The sequence below is a fragment of the Aestuariirhabdus sp. LZHN29 genome (genome assembly GCF_049985285.1).
Classification (GTDB): domain Bacteria; phylum Pseudomonadota; class Gammaproteobacteria; order Pseudomonadales; family Aestuariirhabdaceae; genus Aestuariirhabdus.
The window spans coordinates 58,499-77,700 of the sequence record NZ_JBNIEU010000002.1 but is presented as its reverse complement, the minus strand read 5'-3'; the positions used below and the strand labels follow the sequence as shown (position 1 = coordinate 77,700).

Genomic DNA, 19,202 nt, shown 5'->3' with positions numbered 1-19,202 from the left:
ACAGACCGGAACCTTGACTCCGTTCCTGCATAACGTTGCGGACCCAAAGATGAGATCAACTCTACTCCACCCTTTGCGGGTACTACTTCCGATACTGGGATTACCCCTCAGCCTTGCGATCCCGTCGGCGCAGGCAGCGCTGCCACTTCCCGCCGCGCAGCTTTTCGCACCCCCTCCCCAGCAGATGCCCAAGCTCTCCCCCGATGGCCGCATGATCTCGTACCTGGGCCCCTGGCAACAACAGCTCAATCTTTATGTTCGCTTGCTGGACAAGCCACTACCCAAGCCCCCGATAGTCCCTGACGAACCCCTGCAGCCAGCCCCCCAAGAGGGCGAGGAGCCAGCTCCCCAGGCGAGCGAGGAAGCCTCCGCCAACAACGACGAACCCCAAGAGCCCCCCACCGCAGCCGACGCGGCACCGATTGTTGCTGCTAATCCACCCCGGCCCACAACGACCGGTAACCCCCAGGGGTACGCCAGCTCGGGATCATTGCAAAGCAATCTATTTCCTGACCACACCACCTCCCTGTCGCTGTTCGAGTTAAGCGAGAAAGAGCGCAACGCCCTCTATGTTTCCCCCGTGCGGGTAAGTAACCAGCGTAGCAACGGCATTCGCACATACGACTGGATCTCCAACTCCCAGTTGATCTATGAGGTCCCCGATGAGCGCCAGCAGAGCAGTCAGCTTTTTTTGGTCACACCAGAGCGGCGCGGACGGCGCCCGTTAACCGAAGATAGCCGCGTACGCCATCGCTTACTTGACCCCTTGACGGCAGACCCTGACCACGTGCTGATCACCAGCAACCGCAGGGATCGCCGGGTGGACGATGTCTACCGACTCGACCTGGAAACCGGAGAGCAACAGCGGGTCGCTACAAACTCGGGCACTATCGTGCAATGGCTGACAGATAACGAGGGTAAGATTCGTGCCGCCATAAGCCAAAACGGATTACGGCGCGAGCTGCTCTACCGCGAAAACGAGGAGGTCGCATTCCGCGTATCGCACACCAGTCCCTGGCCTGACCGGGTTGACCCCCTGCGTTTCACCGAGGACAACAAGCGCCTCTACGTCAGCAGCAACATTGACCGCGACACCCTGGCCATTCAGCTCTACGACCCAGAGATTAACGAACTGCAGGAGCTCCTGTACGAAAACCCCGATGCGGACCTGCAACAGCTCGAAGTCACAGGGATAGAGCAGCGAGTGGTCGCGGCTGCCTACGAAACAGACAAACCCCACTACTATTTTTTCGATGAAAAGGACGGTGAGCTGTTTGCCGATCTGTTTCAGCGTTCCGGCCAGCGCACCCTGCAAAAAGTCAGTAGCAGCATGGATAGCAACCGGATGCTGTTTCGTGTGCTGAGCGATATGGAGCCCGCCCGTTTTTTCCTCTACCAGCGCTCGGACAACAACTACCGAGAGATCTTCGATACCCCACCCCACCCACTCAGGGCGCAGATGGCACCGATGCGACCGGTGGACTTTCGCACCCGTGATGGCTCCATGTTGCACGGCTATGTCACCCTGCCCCAAGGCTACCAACGGGGCAGCCTGCCCTTTGTTATTCTGCCCCACGCCAAACCCTACCGTGGCCGGCATCACTGGGGCTTTAATCCCATGGTGCAGTTTCTGGCCAGCCGCGGGTATGGCGTTATGCAGGTCAACTACCGCGGTTCGACTGGCTACGGCAAGCAGTATGCGCTAGCCGGACGCTGGGGAAACGGCATCATGCAGCAGGACCTGATCGATGCGGTTACCTACCTGCGCAGGCAAGGTGTCGCCGACAAGGAGAGGGTCGCGATCGTAGGTGAACGCTACGCAGGCTACGCCGCAGTTGCGGGTGCAGCATTCTATCCCGCCGATTATCGCTGCGCCGCCGCCATGGCTGCGCCACTCAACCCACTGCACTGGCTCGATACCCTGCCCGTGGAGGAGGAGGTGAACCGTATTGTTATTCAACAGCAGATTGGCGACCCTCGCCAAGCCCTCGCCCAGCTGCAGGCTGACTCTCCGCTGAGCGCCATCGAACAGATTCGAATCCCGTTGTTTCTGGCCCAGGGGCGCGAGGATCAACGCGCGCGGATGGAGGACCTCGATATGATCACCACCAACCTACGCACCCGCGGTGTCGTGGTTGACACCTTAATAAAAGGCGATGAATACGGTCCCTTTCGCAAGTTCGATAACCGTCTGGCCTACTACCAGCAGCTGGAGCGTTTCCTCGCGAGCTGCCTCGACAACTGAATGAAATCAATCGCTACCCCCCCGTTGAGATGCGTGCTCTGCGCCGCAGCACCCTGCACCCCTTTTCATCAGGACGCCCGGCGCGAATACTTGCGATGTCCGCAGTGCCAACTGGTTCAGGTCCCTGCGCGCTTCCACCTTAATGCCGAGCAGGAGCGGGCCGAATACGAACTGCACAACAACGACCCTCTCGACCCGGGGTACCGCCGGTTTTTATCACGCCTGTCGATCCCCCTGACTGAACGCCTGGCCCCTCGGTCCAGCGGGCTCGATTTCGGCTGCGGGCCCGGCCCGGCGCTGGCTCAAATGATGGACGAACAGGGGTTTCATATGGAGCTGTTCGACCCCTTCTTCGCCAACGATCCCTCCCGCCTAAGTGCGCACTACGATTTCATCACCGCCACCGAGGTAATGGAACATCTGTCACAACCCGGTCAGGTTCTGGAAACCCTATGGCAATGCCTGCGCCCGGGTGGATGGCTCGGAATCATGACCAAACTGGTCACCCATCAATCGGCTTTCGGCCAGTGGCACTATATTCGAGACCCGACCCACATCGTATTTTTTAGCAGAGCGACCTTCATGTTTTGGGGCAGGCAACAACAGGCGGCCATCGAGTTTATCGGCAACGACGTTATCCTGCTGCACAAACCCTCCTCAAGAGCCTCCCTGTGAAGGTGCTCATCCCTACTCTTTTCGTCTTTCTGTGGAGCACAGGGTTTATCGGTGCGCGTTTCGGTTTGCCCTACGCAGAACCGATGAGTTTTCTCGCCCTGCGTATGATTCTCAATCTGGCCTGCCTGGCCCTGCTACTCTTTTTGTGGCGCGCCCCCTGGCCCAAGCGCCGTGATATAGGCCATATGCTGGTGGTGGGTTTACTGCTGCATGGAATCTATCTGGGCGGCGTGTTCATCGCCATCGACTTTGGCACCCCCACGGGAGTAACGGCACTGCTGGTTGGACTGCAACCCCTACTGACGACCCTTATTGCAGTAAGCCTTTCAGGGTTTAGGCCACCGCCGCGCCAGATAGCCGGTTTGCTGCTCGGCGTGACAGGCATCGTGCTGGTGCTCTGGCCGCAAGAGGGTACCCTGCAGCTGCCGGTTGCAGGGGTTCTCTGCGCACTGGCGGCACTACTGGGGATCACCCTGGGTACGCTCTACCAAAAGCGCTTCTGCCAGCAACAGCACCTGCTGCAAAGTACCTTCTGGCAATACCTGGGCGCGGCGATGCTGTTCACCCCTGCGGCCCTGTGGTGGGATGAGCGCGCCATCGAATGGTCGCTCACCTTTTCCCTCGCCCTTGCCTGGTCGGTGCTGGTACTGTCGGTCATTACGATTCTGCTTCTGCTGCTATTGATCCGGCAGGGTGAGATCAATCGCGTCACCAGCCTGTTTTTTCTTGTCCCCCCCGCAACCGCCTTGCAGGGCTATCTGTGGTTTAACGAGTCACTGGCTCCACAGGTACTGATAGGGGGCGTCATTACCTTACTGGCGGTCACATTAATCTCTACTGCAAAAAATCAAACAAGCGACGCATCTCGTGAATAAAAATGTCCTTCTGTTATCCCTGTGCCAGGCATTGCTCACCACCGGCAACGTGCTGCTAATCGCCGTCAGCGCATTAATCGGTCAACAGCTCGCGCCCTCCACCGAGTTAATCACCCTGCCGCTGGCGCTGCAGTTTATCGGTTTGATGATGAGCACCATCCCCGCATCCCTGATCATGCGCAGAATCGGGAGGCAGCAGGGCTTCGTACTGGGCAACTGCATCGGTATTGCCGGTGCACTCTGTAGCGCGACAGCGCTGCTTGAGCATGAGTTTGTGCTGTTCTGCATCGGCACCCTGCTACTGGGAATCGGTATCGGATTTGGCACCCTCTACCGCTTCGCAGCGGTCGATGCCAGCAGCCCCGGGCAACAGGGGCGTGCCATATCCCTGGTGATGGCCGGAGGGGTAATCGCTGCTGTGCTTGGCCCCAATCTTGCGGTCGCCAGCAACCAATGGTTCACCGCAGTCCCTTTCGTCGGTAGCTTCTACGCATTGGCGGCGCTCTATAGCCTTACCCTGATCATACTCAGTCGCGTATCCATCCCCAAACTGGACCGTGCCGAGCAGCAAGATAGCGGCCGTCCCATTACAGAGATCATCCGTCAACCCACATTTTTGGTTGCGGTGGTAGCGGCTACTCTCGCCTACGCGGTGATGAATCTGTTGATGTCCGCAACACCACTGGCGATGGCGCGCTGCGGTTTTGGCTTCGATCAGGCCGCACGGGTAATTCAGTGGCACGTACTGGGTATGTTCCTACCCTCCTTTTTTACCGGCCACCTGATCCAGCGCATCGGCACGCTGCGAGTCATTTTGGCCGGAGCGGTACTGATGCTCTGCTGCTGCGCCATCAACCTGACGGGGCAACAGGAATGGCAATTTTGGTGCGCACTGACGTTGCTGGGCATCGGCTGGAACTTTATGTTCATCGGGGCAACGCAGCTGGTCACCACGACCTATAAGGAGAGGGAGAAGGGGAAATCCCAGGCGGCCAATGAGTTTATTATTTTCAGCGGAGTGACGCTGTCGTCGCTCAGCTCCGGCCCTCTCGAATCGAGCCTCGGCTGGACAGCCATGAACCAGCTTGCCATCCCCTTTATACTGACCGCCGCTATCGCCAGTTTCGCCCTCATGCGAATACAGGCGGGCAAGGACATATCAGACGTTTAAGGGGCTTTGGCTGAACGCAGTTTGGCAAACTCCTCCATGCCGGCATGCAGGTCTGCCGCCACCCGTTTGACCTCAGGGCGCTCAGCCAGTTGCGCCATCAATTCCGCCGCGCCGGGCAGCTCGCTGAATAGGTCCCGCTGAAACAGGCGGCTTGCCACCTGCTGGGCCAAGTCAAAACTGTAGAGGAAAAAGATGTCCCCGTAGGTGAGTTTATCTCCCACCAGGTAGGGACTGAAGGTACAACGCCGGCGCAACGCAGCAACCCCTTTTGACAAGGAAGCGGCGACTTCAGTACGCACCTCGTCACTCGTGGTGCCACCAAAAAACACTTCACCATAACAACGCCGGGCGGGTAGTTCGATATATAGCTCCAACTCGTGAATCAGTTCTCGCACCCTGGCGCGTGTAAACGCTTGCTGGGGGTAGAGCGGCTCACCGGGCTGGCTCTCCTCGATATAATCGAGAATCACACTCGTTTCCGTCAGCGGCCCCTGCTCCGTTAAGAGGCAGGGAACCTTTCCCATCGGACTGAGTTCAAGGTACTGCTCCTCCTGATTGGGATAGACCTTCACCTCTTCAAAGGCGACACCCTTTTCCAGTAACGCAAGCTTGACCATGTTGTAGTAGTTGCTGACAGTAAAACCATAAAGTTTGAGCACAGCATTATTCCTCAGGCGGGGTTTAGAAGGACAGACTAGTGGGATTTCCAACCCTATTCAAGGGAAGACGAAACCTGCTCTGGCGCCAGATAATCCCGCGCCAGCAACTCCCTTGCCTGCGCCCAGCTATCCACTTCAATAAACTCAATAGGGGAATCTGCCGGTATCACGCTCTCCAGGTGCATTGTTTTAAATAGGCTCTGGTGCCGAATATTTAACTGCCGGACCTGACCGTGTTGCGCACTCCAAACGTACAGTTCACGAAGAGGAATCAACACCTCGGGCGTCCCCAGCTCCCACCCGCACAGATCCAGAATCTTAACCCAGGAGCCCTCTCCCATCTGTCTCACCAATGCACGCTGCTGCCGACAGTAGCGTTGTGCCGTCTCCACATTCCAGGAGCCGCTGCAATCGCACTCAATTACACGCCCCAGGGCTTCCATACGATAGCTGCCATGCTCTTTCATCTCAGCTCGCTCCCGGGGCCATACGCAGTGGAATTCGGAGCCTGTAGACAACCCCACTACCGAGCTCGCTCTCGACGCGGATCTCGCCACCCAGATCACCCGTCACCAGTTTGTGAACAATATGTCCTCCAAGGCCGCTGCCACCCTCCTCCTGCCGGGTGGTGTAAAAAGGTTCAAACACTCGCTGCAACTGCTCAGCCGCCATCCCCTTGCCGTCATCCCTGTAGGTGATTGCAATCCAGCGCGCATCCTCTTTGCGAGCTTCGATACGAATATTGCCCGAGTCGTGGGACTCGAAGCCGTGCACAAGACTGTTCATCATCAGGTTAATGACAACCTGGGCGATCGCTCCAGGCCTGCAATAGAGCTCGATAGAGGGATCACAGTCGACAACTATCTGGTGCGGGGTGCGCTTGAATTTGTGATGTACCGAGTGCACGATCCCCTGCAGATAGTCTTTCAGGTTAATCGTGCGCAGGCGGTTGCTGGCTTCATCGACCGCTATCAATTTGAAATCGGACACCAACTCTGCGGCGTGCTGCATATTGACCCGAATAAGTTCAGCGCTCTCCCGCCCCCCGGCTAGAAACTGTTCCATCTGCCCTGTGGTGATAGTGCGCTCCTTGAACCCCTTTTCCAGCTCCTGCATCTTGCCTTCGAGATAGGAGCTGGTGGTGATGGCCACCCCAATCGGGGTATTTAACTCGTGTGTGACCTCCGCCACCATCTGGCCGAGGGTATTCAGTTTTTCTGAGGCCACCAGCTGGTCCTGGGCCTTGTAGAGCTCGCCCTGGGATTGCTTTAGCGCCTGATAACTCGCCTTTAGCTCCTGCTCCGCCTGAAGTCGAAGCGCGACTTCGCTCTCCAACGACTGCTCACGCGCCTCGACCACATTGAGGGTTTCCTGCAATGACCGGGTTTTCTTCTCCACCTCTTGCGCCAGAGTCGTATTGTGCCGATCGAGCTCGCTGCGATTTTCTATGAGCTTGTCCACCAATCGATTAAACCCCTTGCTCAACAACGTCAGCTCATTCTCATTGTGCTGCTGAAGGTGCAGGTGACTCTTCCCCAGATTGTGCAGGTCCATGCTAGCGATCTGTTGTGTAAACGAGGTTAAAGGTCTGGACAGGTATTTGCGGAAGACCCACAAAAACATAAAAATCAGCAGCGCGGTCTTGAGCATCGCGTTGAGAATTAGAAACACAAGGCTTACCTGAATGCGGTCGAAGGTGACCTCATCACTGGAGTAAAGCGTTACCATTCCAACCTGGCGGGCGCTATCGTCACGGCCATATACCAGCGGTGAAACCACACCGAAAAGTCGGCCAGGGGCCCTCACACTGCGGCTATCGTCGAGCGTATTCACATCGGCCAGCTGCTGTTCCGGGGTGACACCGCGTCGCAGAAGAGACCCATCGTCCGCATGCACGACCTCCACCCCCACTACCGTGGGCAGCTGAATCAGGCCCTCCACCAGCGCAGCCTCCTGTTCCGGATTAATCTCCCAGATCGACTGCGCCAGCCCCTGCTGCAAGCTTTCCAGAGTGTGCCGCATATCCGTTTCAATCACCGAACGGGCGCTGTAAAACTCAGCGACAACCTGGATAACCGTGACCAGGAAGGTCAACACAAAGTAGATCGACAACACCCTTTTCAACAGGGTTCTTGATAGACTGGTCATATAGCGACAGGGAACTCTCGCAAGAAACTAGCTTCAGCATAGGAAAAAGCAGAGCCATTTACCATGACTACCACGGCTGCCGGTCACTCCATCAACCGGGCTTACCCCCCTTCCTGCCAATGAAACGCTGGCTGCTATTAGCCGTGCTGCTGGCGGTCGCACTCCTGATCCTTCCCACAGCAGGCTGGCTCTACAGCGTACAACGCCTCAGCGATGAGGAACCTTTGGTGGAGATCCAGTTTCGCCAGCTCGCGCCCCAGCGCTACCGGGCTACCCTGACCGGTCACGACCGCTGCCAACGTAGCCACTACGAACTATTGGGTGACCAGTGGCGCATCGACGCACAATTTATTAAATGGAAAACCTTTGCCACCCTATTGGGAATGGACCCCCGCTACCGACTCGAGCGACTCAGCGGGCGCTATCAATCCATTGACGAAGAGAACAGCAAAACCCGCCAGGTGCACGATATTAGCCAGCCCACGGCGATCGACCTGGTTCGCATCAGCGAGTTTCTGGGAGCGTACAACTGGCTGCTCGACGCCCAATACGGCAGCTCCACCTACCAGCAAATAGACCCATTACGCACCTACCGGGTTTACCGAACCCAATCCGGGCTCATCACCCGCAGCGAACCCCGTGAATTACCCCGCTACCAGGATGGCACCCTGACCATTCGTATCAATAACTCCTGCACGCAACAACAAAGCTTTTGGCAAAAAATCACAACGGCGGGCGACCGCCTATTAGGGAGTTTTCTCAGTGGCACGCCCTGATGACGCGACACCAACCAAAGAGGCGGTCAGGGGGTTGTGGCTAGCTAGCCTCCTGTTAGCCCTCGTAACCCGCAGCGCTCTCGCCGCCCCCGCCAGCTGTTTGCTGAGCGCGCCAACCGACACCGAAGTGCGGCACCTGCAGAGCGCGGTCGATCGAGCCCCCGGTTATTGCGAACAGACTAGGGTCCAGCAGGTCCAACAGCGTAACAGGGAGGTTCAAAAGCAGTTGTTCGGCTGCCTCAATAGCGGCCGACGTGTCGAGGTCTCGACGCGCCAGCGCTTGCTTGAATACCAACAGCTAACGCAGCAGCTAACAGCGCGCTGCGGTCAATAAACGGTGGCAGGCACCCTGTCCACAGAAACCCGGGAGCCCGCTGTGCATGGGATGTGGATAAGCCGATACAGGCCCTGCAAGCCGTTGCCTGCAGCGGAGCGATCAATAAAACACCACCCGCCCCATACCGAGACCGTTAAAAGACCTCATCCGGGCGCAAGTTAAAGACCTCGCTGTCCTGTAGATCGAGGCTATCGTAGAGCTGGGTGTCCGTTTCCCGTAACTGCTTCAGATCCTCTTTGAGTTCAGGCGCCAGATCCTCGGTAATCACGATCTCTACGCGGCGATTTTTAGAGCGCCCCTCCGCTGTCGCGTTTGATTCAAGGGGACGGGTTTCGGCGTACCCTCTCACCTGCAACCGCATTGGATCGATTCCGTTACGGCCGATGATCAATGCGTGGGCCACCGACACCGAGCGCGCCGAGGAGAGCGCCCAGTTGGATTCAAAGCGAGCCGTATCAATCGGAATGCTATCGGTATGGCCTTCGATAGCGATCGAACCCTCTACCGAGTGCAAGACGCGCTGAATATTTTCCATCACCGGATAGAACTGCGCCTCCAGCTCGGCGGAGCCGGATGAGAAAGACCCATTTTCCTGCACCCGAATAATGATCTTACGCGCCTTGGTTTCGACCTCTACGCTGCCTTTTTCAATCTGCTCATGGAGCACGGTAGCAAGCTGCTGGGCTCGAGCTTCGGTTTGTTCGATCATCTGCTGGACTTTCTGCGCAGTTTGCTCGTTCTTTTCACCATCCACGGCAGAGCTTTGACCGGTTTTGCTCTCCTGCCCGGGGGTGCATATCAGGTCAAGGTCCGGTTTGGTAACGGTGGTGGTGAACTGGCGAATTTCGTTAATCGGCGTCGGTTCGGGTTTACCCGGGCTGAACTCCTGCATAATGATGCTGGTGCCCTTGGGAATCTCCTTTAATTTAAGTTCTGACTGCACACCAAAAGCATCGCGCATCGACCCCGCTATCTGCTTGAACTTAAGCGCATTAATTTCGGAGAAGGAGAGCAGCAACACGAAAAAGCACATCAACAGCGACATCAGGTCGGCAAAGGTTGCCAACCAGCCTGGAAGCCCGGCTGGACATTCGGGGCAGTCGCACTCTTCCATATCAGAATCAGACATAGCGGCTCCGACCGTTGTGGCCCATCATCCGAGCAGGCATCACCCGGCCTCCTCGACCTCTCGGGCAGAGGTCGGCAGGTAGTTGCGCAGCATGGAGCCGATCACCCGCGGGTTCTGACCTTCCTGAATTGCCAGTAGTGCATCGATGATTAACGCCTGGACCAATGCTTCTTCATCACGCCGCAACGACAGCTTGTCGGCCATGGGTAACGCCAGCATAGTTGCGATCATCGCACCATAGAGAGTCGTCAACAGCGCCACCGCCATCGCGGGGCCGATCGACTTGGGATCACTCATATTGGCGAGCATCTGCACCAGTCCCACCAGTGTCCCGATCATCCCCATCGCCGGCGCTACATCCCCGATAGCGCTGAATATCTTGGCGCCCAGCTCATGACGGGTTACCGCCAGACGCATATCCTTGGTCAGCATCGCCTTGACCACGGCAGGGTCATGCCCGTCCACCAACAGCTGAATACCCTGCTTCAGGAACGGATGACTCGGCTCCTTCTCCTCCAGCGCCAGCAGCCCCCCTTTACGGGCCGTGTCAGCCAGTTCAACAATCTCCTCAATCAACCCGTTGAGATCGGTAGATTGAAACTTGAAGCTCTTGCCGGCGACCTTAAAGGCTCCAAAGAACTGCTTTACGGTAAACTTCATCAACACCGCAAAGGTGGTGCCCACCAGCACGATCAATAGTGAGGGTACGTTGAAGAACATCCCCCCCGACCCACCGAGTATCATGGCCGAGATGACGATACCAAAGGCGCCCACCAGGCCCAACAGGGTCGCTAAATCCACGCTTCACTCCTTTGCTTTTAAGAGCCAGCCCCCCGCTTTATGTCGCCCGCGCGCAAATGCGGTCCCCCAAGGAGCAGTGCTAAGTATGTACTGAGCTAGGAAATTTATCTCATATTGCGCTCACGCACCAGCGAACGCCCGTCAATTAAAGCCCGAATGCCAATCAGGCAGCATCTTTAGCGACCAAAGTATGAGATTTTTGCTCCCGGTGGGCGCTATTACCGGTTCAGGGTAGGGATGGTTTGACCCTTGCTGGGCAGTTCGGTACTGTTGCGCCTTTATTGCGATGGGTGATCGATCATGGCCAAAAAGAAGCAGGGGTTTGCGTTTGAACAGTCCCTCGCCGAGCTTGAGGCGCTGGTAGAAAAGATGGAATCCGGTGAGTTGTCGCTGGAGCAATCGCTGCAAGCGTTTGAACAGGGCGTCAGCCTGACCCGCGAATGCCAGCAGGCACTAACCAGCGCCCAGCAAAAAGTGGAACTGCTGGTAGAACGGGAAGAGCAACTGATCCGCGAACCCTTTGATACCAACGCTGCCGAATGAGCATCACCGCCTACCTCGAACAGTGCCAACAGCGGGTGGATCGCCACCTGCAACAGGTGATCGCCCAGGCTCCGGTCGGAGCTGAGCGCCTGCGCGAGGCGATAGGGTACAGCCTCTTTAATGGCGGTAAGCGCGTGCGCCCGATGCTGACCTACGCCAGCTGCGAAGCCGTGGGGGGCGATCCTGCCGATGCGACCGAGGCCGCTGCCGCCGTCGAGCTAATCCACGCCTACTCTCTTATCCATGATGACCTGCCGGCGATGGATGACGACGACCTGCGCCGCGGTAAACCCACCTGCCACATAGCCTTCGACGAAGCGACCGCCATTCTCGCCGGTGACGCCATGCAAACGCTGGCCTTTGAACTGCTTTGCCGGCCAACCGAGGGGCGGGATGCTCGCATTCAACTACAGCTGGTTCAGGCCCTCGCGGCCGGAGCCGGGATCAACGGCATGGTGGCCGGCCAGGCGATCGACCTGAACGCGGTTGGAAAAGCCCTCAGCCTGGAGCAACTGGAACAGATGCATAGCCACAAGACCGGTGCCCTGATATGCGCCAGTGTCGAAATGGGAGCTCGTATCGCCGGGGCCGACACCCTGCAGCTGCAACAGCTGCATCGCTACGCTCGCAGCATCGGCCTCGCCTTTCAGGTGCAGGATGATATTCTCGATGTTGAAGCCGATACCCAAACCCTGGGCAAGACCCAGGGTGCCGATATTGCCCTCAACAAGCCCACCTATCCAGCACTGCTGGGATTGGAAGGTGCCAGATGCAAAGCAAATGAACTACTGGATGAGGCGATACAGGCGCTCGATTCTTTCGATGAGCGCGCCACCCCCCTGCGGGAGCTCGCGCGATACATAGTGCATCGTAGCCATTAGCAGAGTAGAATGGCCGGCTCACGGGCCCTGTGCCACGCTTGCCACCTGACACTGATATAGACAGCCTTCCGCTCTATGCTCCACGAAATTCCCCGACACCGACCCGATACGCCGTTACTGGACCGGGTTGATCTCCCTGCACAGTTGCGTGAGCTCGATGCCTGCCAGCTGCCGCAATTGGCGGAACAGCTTCGTGAATACCTGCTCTATTGTGTCGGTCAAACGGGTGGCCATTTTGGAGCGGGCCTCGGTGTCGTCGAGCTGACGATCGCCCTGCACTATATTTTTAATACCCCGGAAGACCGCCTGGTATGGGATGTGGGTCATCAAGCCTACCCCCACAAAATTCTCACCGGCCGTCGCGAGGCGATGCTGAGTCTGCGCCAGCGCGACGGCCTGGCGGCCTTTCCCCGACGCAGTGAAAGCCCCTACGACACCTTTGGTGTAGGACATTCCAGCACCTCTATCAGCGCAGCGCTGGGCATGGCAATCGCGTCTCGCATGCAGGGTCGGGATCGGCGCGCTATCGCGGTGATCGGCGACGGCGCAATGACGGCCGGCATGGCCTTCGAAGCCCTGAATCACGCCTCGGAGGTTAATGCCAACCTGCTGGTCGTGCTGAACGATAACGATATGTCGATCTCAGCCAATGTGGGCGGACTCTCCAACTATTTTGCCCGCTTGCTGTCGAGCCGTGCGTACCATACGATGCGCGAAGGTAGCCGCAAAGTTCTCAGTGGCATACCCAGGGCCTGGGAGCTGGCTCGACGCACCGAAGAGCATGTCAAGGGTATGATGGCCCCCAGCACCCTGTTTGAGGAGTTGGGGTTTAACTATATCGGCCCCATCGACGGTCATAACCTGGACGCACTTGTCAGTACCCTGCACAACATGCGCAACCTCAAGGGGCCACAGTTCCTCCATGTGGTAACCCAAAAAGGCCATGGTTTTGCTCCCGCAGAGCAAGATCCGATCGGCTATCACGCCATCACCAAGCTCGAACCGGAAGCCGCGGTAAAACCGGCCAACCCGAAGCCCGCTCCACCCAAATATTCCAACGTATTTGGTCGCTGGTTGGTGGACATGGCCGAGCAGGAATCCATGCTGGTGGGCATTACGCCGGCGATGAAAGATGGCTCCGACCTGATCGAATTTGCCGATCGTTTTCCCGACCGCTACTTCGACGTTGCAATCGCAGAACAGCACGCTGTCACGCTGGCGGCCGGGGTCGCCTGCGATGGGGGTAAGCCCGTAGTCGCCATCTACTCAACCTTCCTGCAACGGGCCTACGATCAGTTGATTCATGACGTCGCAGTCCAAAACCTTGATGTCTTGTTCGCGATCGATCGTGCCGGACTGGTGGGTGAAGATGGTCCAACCCACGCCGGATGTTACGACATACCCTATATGCGCTGCGTCCCCAATATGGTGATCATGACACCCGCCGATGAGAACGAAACCCGGCAGATGCTCAGTACCGGTTACCATCATCAGGGGCCAGCGGCGGTGCGCTACCCTCGCGGCAGCGGCATTGGCGTTGAGATCACCGAGTCGCTCGATTCCCTGGCCATCGGTGAGGGGGAGATGCGCCGCGAAGGCAATAGTCCTATCGCTATTTTAGCGTTTGGCACCCTGCTGCACAGCGCCCTGGGTGCCGCTGACACACTCGATGCCAGCGTTGCCAATATGCGCTTCGTAAAACCTTTGGACGAACCCCTGATACGCTCGCTGGCGCTGAAAAACCAGCTACTGGTAACTCTGGAAGAGGGTGCGATCATGGGCGGTGCAGGCTCCGCGGTCAACGAGTTCCTGCAAGCCGAAGGGCTGCAGGTGGCAACGCTCAACCTCGGTATTCCCGACCGTTTTATCGAACACGGTAAGCCGGCAGAGCTGCTGACAGAATGCGGCCTCGACGCCGAAGGTATTGTTGCGACCATTCAGGCACGCATCAAGAGCAGCCAACCACACAAGAGCGCCAAGCTCTAATTCTCGCAAGCGGGCTGCCGTAAGCTCTGTCGCCTAGGTTTCCGGTGGGGTAATCCAATGCCCCAATTTACCCGCCTTGGTGTTCAGGTAGCGGTCGTTGTGGGGATTACGCCCCGTTTCCAGCGGACGGCGTTCGGCAACGGTAATCCCCGCCGCCTCCATCGCCTTCACCTTGCGAGGGTTATTGGTCATCAGGCGCAGGGAGGTGACCCCCAACTGCTCGAGCATCGCTTCGCACATACCGTATTCACGCATATCCGCGCCAAAGCCCAACTGCTCGTTAGCCTCCACGGTATCAGCGCCACCGTCTTGCAACTTATAGGCGCGAATTTTATTCATCAAACCGATTCCCCGACCTTCCTGGCGCAGGTAAAGCAGCACACCCCGACCCTCCGCCGCAATGGCTTCCAGCGCCGCCTGTAGCTGGGCACCACAATCGCAGCGCATGCTAAACAACGCATCGCCCGTCAGACACTCGGAATGCACCCGGGCCAGCACCGGCTCGCCATCATCCACAACACCCATACTGAGAGCGACGTGCTCCTTGCCAGTGTCGGGATCCTCAAACCCATGCATGCTAAACACCCCATAGGGAGTGGGCAACTTCGAGGTGGCGACGTAACGTATTGACACTGATAACTCCTAAAAATATCTGCCGCAGCGGCTCGGTCAAGGGACGGCATTCTAACAGGCCAACCCCATCGTGCACACCATTACCGCAGCATGCCCCTCAGGTATAGGCCGGCTCGGCAAGCCGGGTTACTTCTCTTCCAAAAGCAACACGCCCTCTTGCTCCTGCATTCGCAGGTGCTGTAAAAAACTCATACCCAGCAGCACCACCGTCGGGTAGCTCCCCTCCACCACCACCGCGCGAATATTTCTGCGCTCAATGCCCCCGATACTGACGCGATCAAGGCGCAGCTCGAAGGCCATCACCTGATCGCTGGCGGTGGTTATTGGCCGTAAGGTACCCTTGCTATAGTCGAGCCCAATGGCCTGCGCCTGCTGCGAACTCATCGCAACCATGGTGGCCCCGGTATCTACCACCATCTGTATCGAACGACCGTTGATGGCGCCGTAAACCGGGTAGCTGCCCGACTCATGATCAAGACTCACCCGCACCTGTTTGCGTTCGGCCTGGGTAAAGCTGCTGTTGACTTCTCGTGATAGCGTCAAGCGCTGTTGCTTTCCGTCAATGGATAACAGTGCACTGTGGGCATCGGCCTCCAATACACTCACACCCTTGACCGGCTTACGCCCTACCTTGAGCAGGTGGCGTTCACCATCAATAATCAACACCGCTGCACCCGGAAAAAGCCCCTGCACGCGCACGTCGGGGGCCGCTACCGCCGATAGCGATATCAACACCACCCCCATCACTAGCATCCGATTCATAAGCCTCACCCTGGCTCTCCTGGTTATACCAGCATCAACCCAGGGGGTTAGACCACCCACAGGTGCAGCAGTTGCATCACAACCCACGCAAACACGCCCGCCAGCAGATCATCGACCATTATTCCAAAGCCTCCACCAACGCGGCGGTCCAGCCAGCGGATCGGCCAAGGCTTGAGGATATCGAACAGCCTGAATAAAGCGAAACCCACCACAATCCAGATCCAGCCCGGGGGAGCCGCGATCATCGTCACCCACAGACCTACAAACTCATCCCATACGATGCCACCATGATCGTGTACACCAATGTCCCGCGAGGTGATGTCACACAGCCAGCAGCCCACAACAAAAGCGACCACCACCACCAGCAGGTATTGAGTCAATGGCAGATACTGCAGCAGCAAGTAAAGGGGGACCGCAGCCAGGGTACCGAAGGTGCCGGGAGCAACAGGGGCGGCACCACTACCAAATCCGAAGGCGACAAAATGAACCGGATTGCGCCATACGCTTGCGGGTGTATCTGCCATAAAAACTCCGTTAGAAATGTTGGTAACCGGTGACGGTTAGTGGCTCTCCGGAAGTATTCAGCAGGCCACTTCCCGCTTCAATATGCCCGATAGCCGTGCAGGGCACCAGCGCGCACAGCGTCTCTTTATGCGCTAGCCACAGCGGCTCCGGAAGGGTAAAGCAGAGCTCATAGTCGTCCCCACCGTTCAGCGCCAGCCGCTGTGCGGTATCGCCACCCTCGCGACGCAAGGCATCCGATAGCGGGATATCATCGAGCTCTAGCCGCGCACCAACGCCACTACGTTGCAAAATGTGCCCCAGATCAGCCAGCAAGCCATCGGAGATATCGATCGCACAACGGCCACCGATTTGTAAGAGTTGCTGACCCAATGCGAGCCGGGGCTGGGGCCGGTAGAAGCGATCAAGCAACTGTTGCTGGGTACTGCTGAGCGTTTGTGCGGGCTGATCCAGATAAGCCAAAGCACCCGCGCCGTCTCCCAGGGAGCCACTCACCAGCACCCGGTCACCAACGCAGGCCCCGTTGCGGCGCAACGCGCGCCCCATGGGCAGGGTACCCTGAACCTGCACCGTGATACTCAACGGACCCCGGGTAGTATCCCCTCCCGCGAGGCACACCCCATGGGCACAGGCCTCGCTCGCCAAGCCCGAGGAAAACTGCTCAAGCCATAGCGGGTTGGAATCGGGCAGGGTCAGCGCCAGGGTGAAGCAGAGCGGTACGGCCCCCATCGCCGCTAAATCACTGAGATTAACCGCCAAGGCTCGGCGGGCAATCAGCCCCGGGTCGGCGGCTGCGGGAAAATGAACATCCGCCACCAGGGTGTCAACCGAAAAGCAGAGCTGATGTTGTCCGGGGGGATCGATGATCGCGCAGTCATCACCGATACCCAATACAACAGCCGGGTGTGGGTCGTTGAGTCCGGCGCGGTCGAAGTAGCGCCGGATAAGTTCAAACTCTCCCGGCATCAGGATTTACGATGATTTTTCACTTCCGGGGAACGCACCTTGGCCGCGATCTTGTCGAGGATACCGTTTACGTAACGGTGACTTTCAGAGGCACCGAAGCGTTTGGCGAGTTCAATCCCTTCATTGATAACAACCCGATAAGGCACATCATGACGATGCAGCAATTCGTATGCACCAATACGCAAAATCGCCCGTTCAATTGGATCCAGCTCTTCCAAATCACGATCCAGCAAGGGTTCTACACAGCCATCGAGCTCATCGAGTTGCTTTGGAATCTGCAGCAACAGTTCACTGAAGTATTCCCCGTCAATTTTTTCAAAGTCATTGTCGGCACGAAACTGTGCTTCGATATCGGCGACGTTGGCTTGCGCCATATACCACTGATACAAAGCCTGCAGTGCCAACTGGCGAGCCTTGCGCCGAGCAGCGGGATTCATTCGACTATTGCCTTGTTGTTTCAACTCAGCCTCCCATTTCATTGAGCAGGTTAACCATCTCAAAGGCTGACATCGCCGCCTCTTCACCCTTGTTACCCGCCTTGGTGCCCGAACGCTCAACGGCCTGTTCGATCGAATCAACCGTCAACACGCCAAAGGATACCGGTATTTCCGCTTCCAGCGCGACCACGCCCAACCCTTTAACACATTCGCCGGCAACATATTCAAAGTGCGGCGTACCGCCTCGAATCACCGCACCCAGTGCAATAACGGCATCGTAATGGCCCGAGCTGGCGGCTTTTTTAACAACCAGCGGAATCTCGAACGCGCCGGGGCAACGAATGATGGTGATATCCTCATCACTGACACCGTGACGGGACAGTGAATCAACCGCCCCTTCCAGCAGGCTCTCTACTACAAACGCATTCCAGCGCCCTACTACAATGGCGTACTTGCCTTCGTTGGCGGTTAGTTTTCCTTCGATTGTCTTGATGCTAGACATAAAAAATCCTCGTCGTGTTAAAGGCAGTCTCTACTGCTCTTCGTAGGGAATGTATTCGGTGATCTCCAGATCGAAACCGGAGATCGCGCTGAATCGAATCGGTGAACTGAGCAGGCGCATTTTGCCGATACCCATCTCGCGCAGAATTTGTGAGCCCGTACCTATCGTATGGTACGCCCCGACCCCATCGCGCCCCGGTGTGCGTTGTTGCTGCGGGTTGAAGTAGGTCTCCAGACAGGGCCCCATGGATAGGCTGTCATCGCTGTTAAGCAGCACCGCCACTCCATTGCCCTCCTCCGCAATGCGTCGCATCGCATTGCGCAAGGACCAGGTGCCACTTCCCTCCTGATGTGCTCCCAACAGGTCGCGCAGGGTGTCGGCGACATGCACTCGCACCAACGTCGGCTGCTCGGCACTCCACTGCCCCATACTCAACGCAATATGTGACTGGCCGTGAATGGTATCCTTGAACAGGGTCAGGGTGAACTCACCAAACTCGGTAGTAAGTGTCTTATCATCGATACGGTCGACCGTCTTGTCGTGGAGAATACGATAATGTATCAGGTCTGCAATAGTGCCGATTTTAAGGTCATGCAACTCCGCGAACTTTTCCAGATCAGGGCGGCGTGCCATAGTGCCATCTTCGTTCATCACCTCAACAATCGCGGCCGCCGGAATCAAGCCAGCGATACGAGCGAGATCACAACCTGCTTCGGTGTGACCAGCACGGCTCAACACACCACCAGGGCGTGCGCGCAGGGGGAAAATATGCCCCGGCTGCACAATATCCTGCGGAGTGGAGCGCGGGTCAACTGCGCGCTGAATCGTCAGCGCTCGATCCGCAGCCGAAATACCCGTGGTTACACCCTCTGCCGCCTCAATGGAGACCGTAAAGGGCGTGCCGTACTGGCTGCCGTTCTCGCTCTGCACCATCGACGGCAAGCCCAGAAAATCGCAACGATCACCGGTCAGGGTCAGGCAGATAAGTCCCCGCGCTTTGGCCGCCATAAAATTTACCTGTTCGGTGGTGATCTTCTCCGCCGCCACAATCAGGTCACCCTCGTTCTCGCGATCTTCGTCATCCATCAGGATTACCATCTTGCCCTGACGGATATCTTCAATAATCTCTTCAATACTGTTGAGTTTCATCGTTA

General features: G+C 57.5%; 21 protein-coding genes. 9 read left to right on the top strand and 12 right to left on the bottom strand.

All coding sequences use genetic code 11. The annotated features are described in order from the left end of the window. Positions 1 to 49 precede the first annotated feature (49 nt). Genes ACP3PW_RS07015 through ACP3PW_RS07000 form a run of 4 tightly spaced genes read left to right on the top strand, consistent with a single transcriptional unit; the run spans position 50 to position 4,966 of the window. Positions 50 to 2,245: a prolyl oligopeptidase family serine peptidase gene (locus ACP3PW_RS07015; RefSeq protein WP_426415980.1), complete on the top strand. Its 2,196-nt coding sequence runs from the start codon at positions 50 to 52 to the stop codon at positions 2,243 to 2,245. Continuing rightward, positions 2,246 to 2,920 carry a class I SAM-dependent methyltransferase gene (locus tag ACP3PW_RS07010; RefSeq protein ID WP_426415979.1) on the top strand — a complete coding sequence of 225 codons (675 nt, stop codon included), beginning with the start codon at positions 2,246 to 2,248 and terminating at the stop codon, positions 2,918 to 2,920. It begins immediately after the preceding gene. After that, positions 2,917 to 3,795, top strand: a complete 879-nt coding sequence (locus ACP3PW_RS07005; protein ID WP_426415978.1) for a DMT family transporter — start codon at positions 2,917 to 2,919, stop codon at positions 3,793 to 3,795. The genes ACP3PW_RS07010 and ACP3PW_RS07005 overlap by 4 nt, the downstream gene beginning before the upstream one ends. After that, on the top strand, positions 3,788 to 4,966 hold the full coding sequence (locus ACP3PW_RS07000; protein WP_426415977.1) for an MFS transporter: 1,179 nt from the start codon (positions 3,788 to 3,790) through the stop codon (positions 4,964 to 4,966). Before ACP3PW_RS07005 ends, ACP3PW_RS07000 begins: the two co-directional genes overlap by 8 nt. Here ACP3PW_RS07000 and ACP3PW_RS06995 read toward each other — a convergent pair. From ACP3PW_RS06995 to ACP3PW_RS06985, 3 genes are read right to left on the bottom strand one after another with little or no spacing between them, the layout of a single operon-like run. Beyond that, positions 4,963 to 5,625, bottom strand: coding sequence for a glutathione S-transferase family protein (locus tag ACP3PW_RS06995; protein WP_426415976.1), 663 nt, complete (start codon positions 5,623 to 5,625; stop codon positions 4,963 to 4,965). The two genes, ACP3PW_RS07000 and ACP3PW_RS06995, sit on opposite strands and share 4 nt — an antisense overlap. 53 nt (positions 5,626 to 5,678) lie before the next feature. Continuing rightward, a complete protein-coding gene (locus ACP3PW_RS06990) occupies positions 5,679 to 6,092 on the bottom strand; it encodes a hypothetical protein (protein WP_426415975.1) in 414 nt (137 codons plus the stop codon). 1 nt (position 6,093) lies between these two features. Then, the gene (locus tag ACP3PW_RS06985) at positions 6,094 to 7,773 is read right to left on the bottom strand and encodes a sensor histidine kinase (protein WP_426415974.1); all 1,680 of its coding nucleotides are present in this window, start codon (positions 7,771 to 7,773) and stop codon (positions 6,094 to 6,096) included. Positions 7,774 to 7,892: 119 nt separating this feature from the next. On the opposite strand from ACP3PW_RS06985, the gene ACP3PW_RS06980 reads away from it, so the two are divergent. Further along, on the top strand, positions 7,893 to 8,549 hold the full coding sequence (locus tag ACP3PW_RS06980) for a hypothetical protein (RefSeq protein WP_426415973.1): 657 nt from the start codon (positions 7,893 to 7,895) through the stop codon (positions 8,547 to 8,549). Further along, positions 8,536 to 8,883: a hypothetical protein gene (locus tag ACP3PW_RS06975; protein ID WP_426415972.1), complete on the top strand. Its 348-nt coding sequence runs from the start codon at positions 8,536 to 8,538 to the stop codon at positions 8,881 to 8,883. The genes ACP3PW_RS06980 and ACP3PW_RS06975 overlap by 14 nt, the downstream gene beginning before the upstream one ends. Positions 8,884 to 9,019: 136 nt before the next feature. On the opposite strand, the gene ACP3PW_RS06970 is transcribed toward ACP3PW_RS06975, so the two are convergent. Beyond that, complete coding sequence (locus ACP3PW_RS06970; RefSeq protein WP_426415971.1) at positions 9,020 to 10,015, bottom strand: flagellar motor protein MotB; 996 nt, start codon at positions 10,013 to 10,015, stop codon at positions 9,020 to 9,022. Between the two features lie 39 nt (positions 10,016 to 10,054). Beyond that, positions 10,055 to 10,816 carry a flagellar motor protein PomA gene (gene pomA / locus ACP3PW_RS06965; RefSeq protein WP_426415970.1) on the bottom strand — a complete coding sequence of 254 codons (762 nt, stop codon included), beginning with the start codon at positions 10,814 to 10,816 and terminating at the stop codon, positions 10,055 to 10,057. Between the two features lie 300 nt (positions 10,817 to 11,116). Between pomA and ACP3PW_RS06960 the strand changes: the two genes are divergently transcribed. The 3 genes from ACP3PW_RS06960 (at position 11,117) to dxs (ending at position 14,226) form a co-directional block, all read left to right on the top strand. Continuing rightward, the gene (locus ACP3PW_RS06960) at positions 11,117 to 11,359 is read left to right on the top strand and encodes an exodeoxyribonuclease VII small subunit (protein ID WP_426415969.1); all 243 of its coding nucleotides are present in this window, start codon (positions 11,117 to 11,119) and stop codon (positions 11,357 to 11,359) included. After that, the gene (gene ispA / locus ACP3PW_RS06955) at positions 11,356 to 12,240 is read left to right on the top strand and encodes a (2E,6E)-farnesyl diphosphate synthase (RefSeq protein WP_426415968.1); all 885 of its coding nucleotides are present in this window, start codon (positions 11,356 to 11,358) and stop codon (positions 12,238 to 12,240) included. Before ACP3PW_RS06960 ends, ispA begins: the two co-directional genes overlap by 4 nt. A 75-nt stretch (positions 12,241 to 12,315) precedes the next feature. Beyond that, on the top strand, positions 12,316 to 14,226 hold the full coding sequence (dxs, locus tag ACP3PW_RS06950) for a 1-deoxy-D-xylulose-5-phosphate synthase (protein ID WP_426415967.1): 1,911 nt from the start codon (positions 12,316 to 12,318) through the stop codon (positions 14,224 to 14,226). Positions 14,227 to 14,259: 33 nt separating this feature from the next. On the opposite strand, the gene ribA is transcribed toward dxs, so the two are convergent. The 7 genes from ribA to ribBA form a co-directional block, all read right to left on the bottom strand. After that, complete coding sequence (ribA, locus tag ACP3PW_RS06945) at positions 14,260 to 14,859, bottom strand: GTP cyclohydrolase II (protein WP_426415966.1); 600 nt, start codon at positions 14,857 to 14,859, stop codon at positions 14,260 to 14,262. A 126-nt stretch (positions 14,860 to 14,985) separates the two neighbouring features. Beyond that, entirely contained in the window at positions 14,986 to 15,621 is a 636-nt protein-coding gene (locus tag ACP3PW_RS06940; RefSeq protein WP_426415965.1) for a retropepsin-like aspartic protease family protein, read from the bottom strand. A gap of 47 nt (positions 15,622 to 15,668) precedes the next feature. Then, entirely contained in the window at positions 15,669 to 16,145 is a 477-nt protein-coding gene (locus ACP3PW_RS06935; RefSeq protein ID WP_426415964.1) for a phosphatidylglycerophosphatase A family protein, read from the bottom strand. A gap of 10 nt (positions 16,146 to 16,155) precedes the next feature. Then, positions 16,156 to 17,109, bottom strand: a complete 954-nt coding sequence (gene thiL, locus ACP3PW_RS06930; RefSeq protein ID WP_426415963.1) for a thiamine-phosphate kinase — start codon at positions 17,107 to 17,109, stop codon at positions 16,156 to 16,158. Further along, the gene (gene nusB, locus ACP3PW_RS06925) at positions 17,109 to 17,588 is read right to left on the bottom strand and encodes a transcription antitermination factor NusB (RefSeq protein WP_426415962.1); all 480 of its coding nucleotides are present in this window, start codon (positions 17,586 to 17,588) and stop codon (positions 17,109 to 17,111) included. Before nusB ends, thiL begins: the two co-directional genes overlap by 1 nt. After that, a complete protein-coding gene (gene ribH, locus ACP3PW_RS06920; RefSeq protein WP_426415961.1) occupies positions 17,572 to 18,048 on the bottom strand; it encodes a 6,7-dimethyl-8-ribityllumazine synthase in 477 nt (158 codons plus the stop codon). The genes nusB and ribH overlap by 17 nt, the downstream gene beginning before the upstream one ends. 30 nt (positions 18,049 to 18,078) lie before the next feature. Next, the gene (gene ribBA, locus ACP3PW_RS06915) at positions 18,079 to 19,197 is read right to left on the bottom strand and encodes a bifunctional 3,4-dihydroxy-2-butanone-4-phosphate synthase/GTP cyclohydrolase II (protein WP_426415960.1); all 1,119 of its coding nucleotides are present in this window, start codon (positions 19,195 to 19,197) and stop codon (positions 18,079 to 18,081) included. Positions 19,198 to 19,202 lie beyond the last annotated feature (5 nt).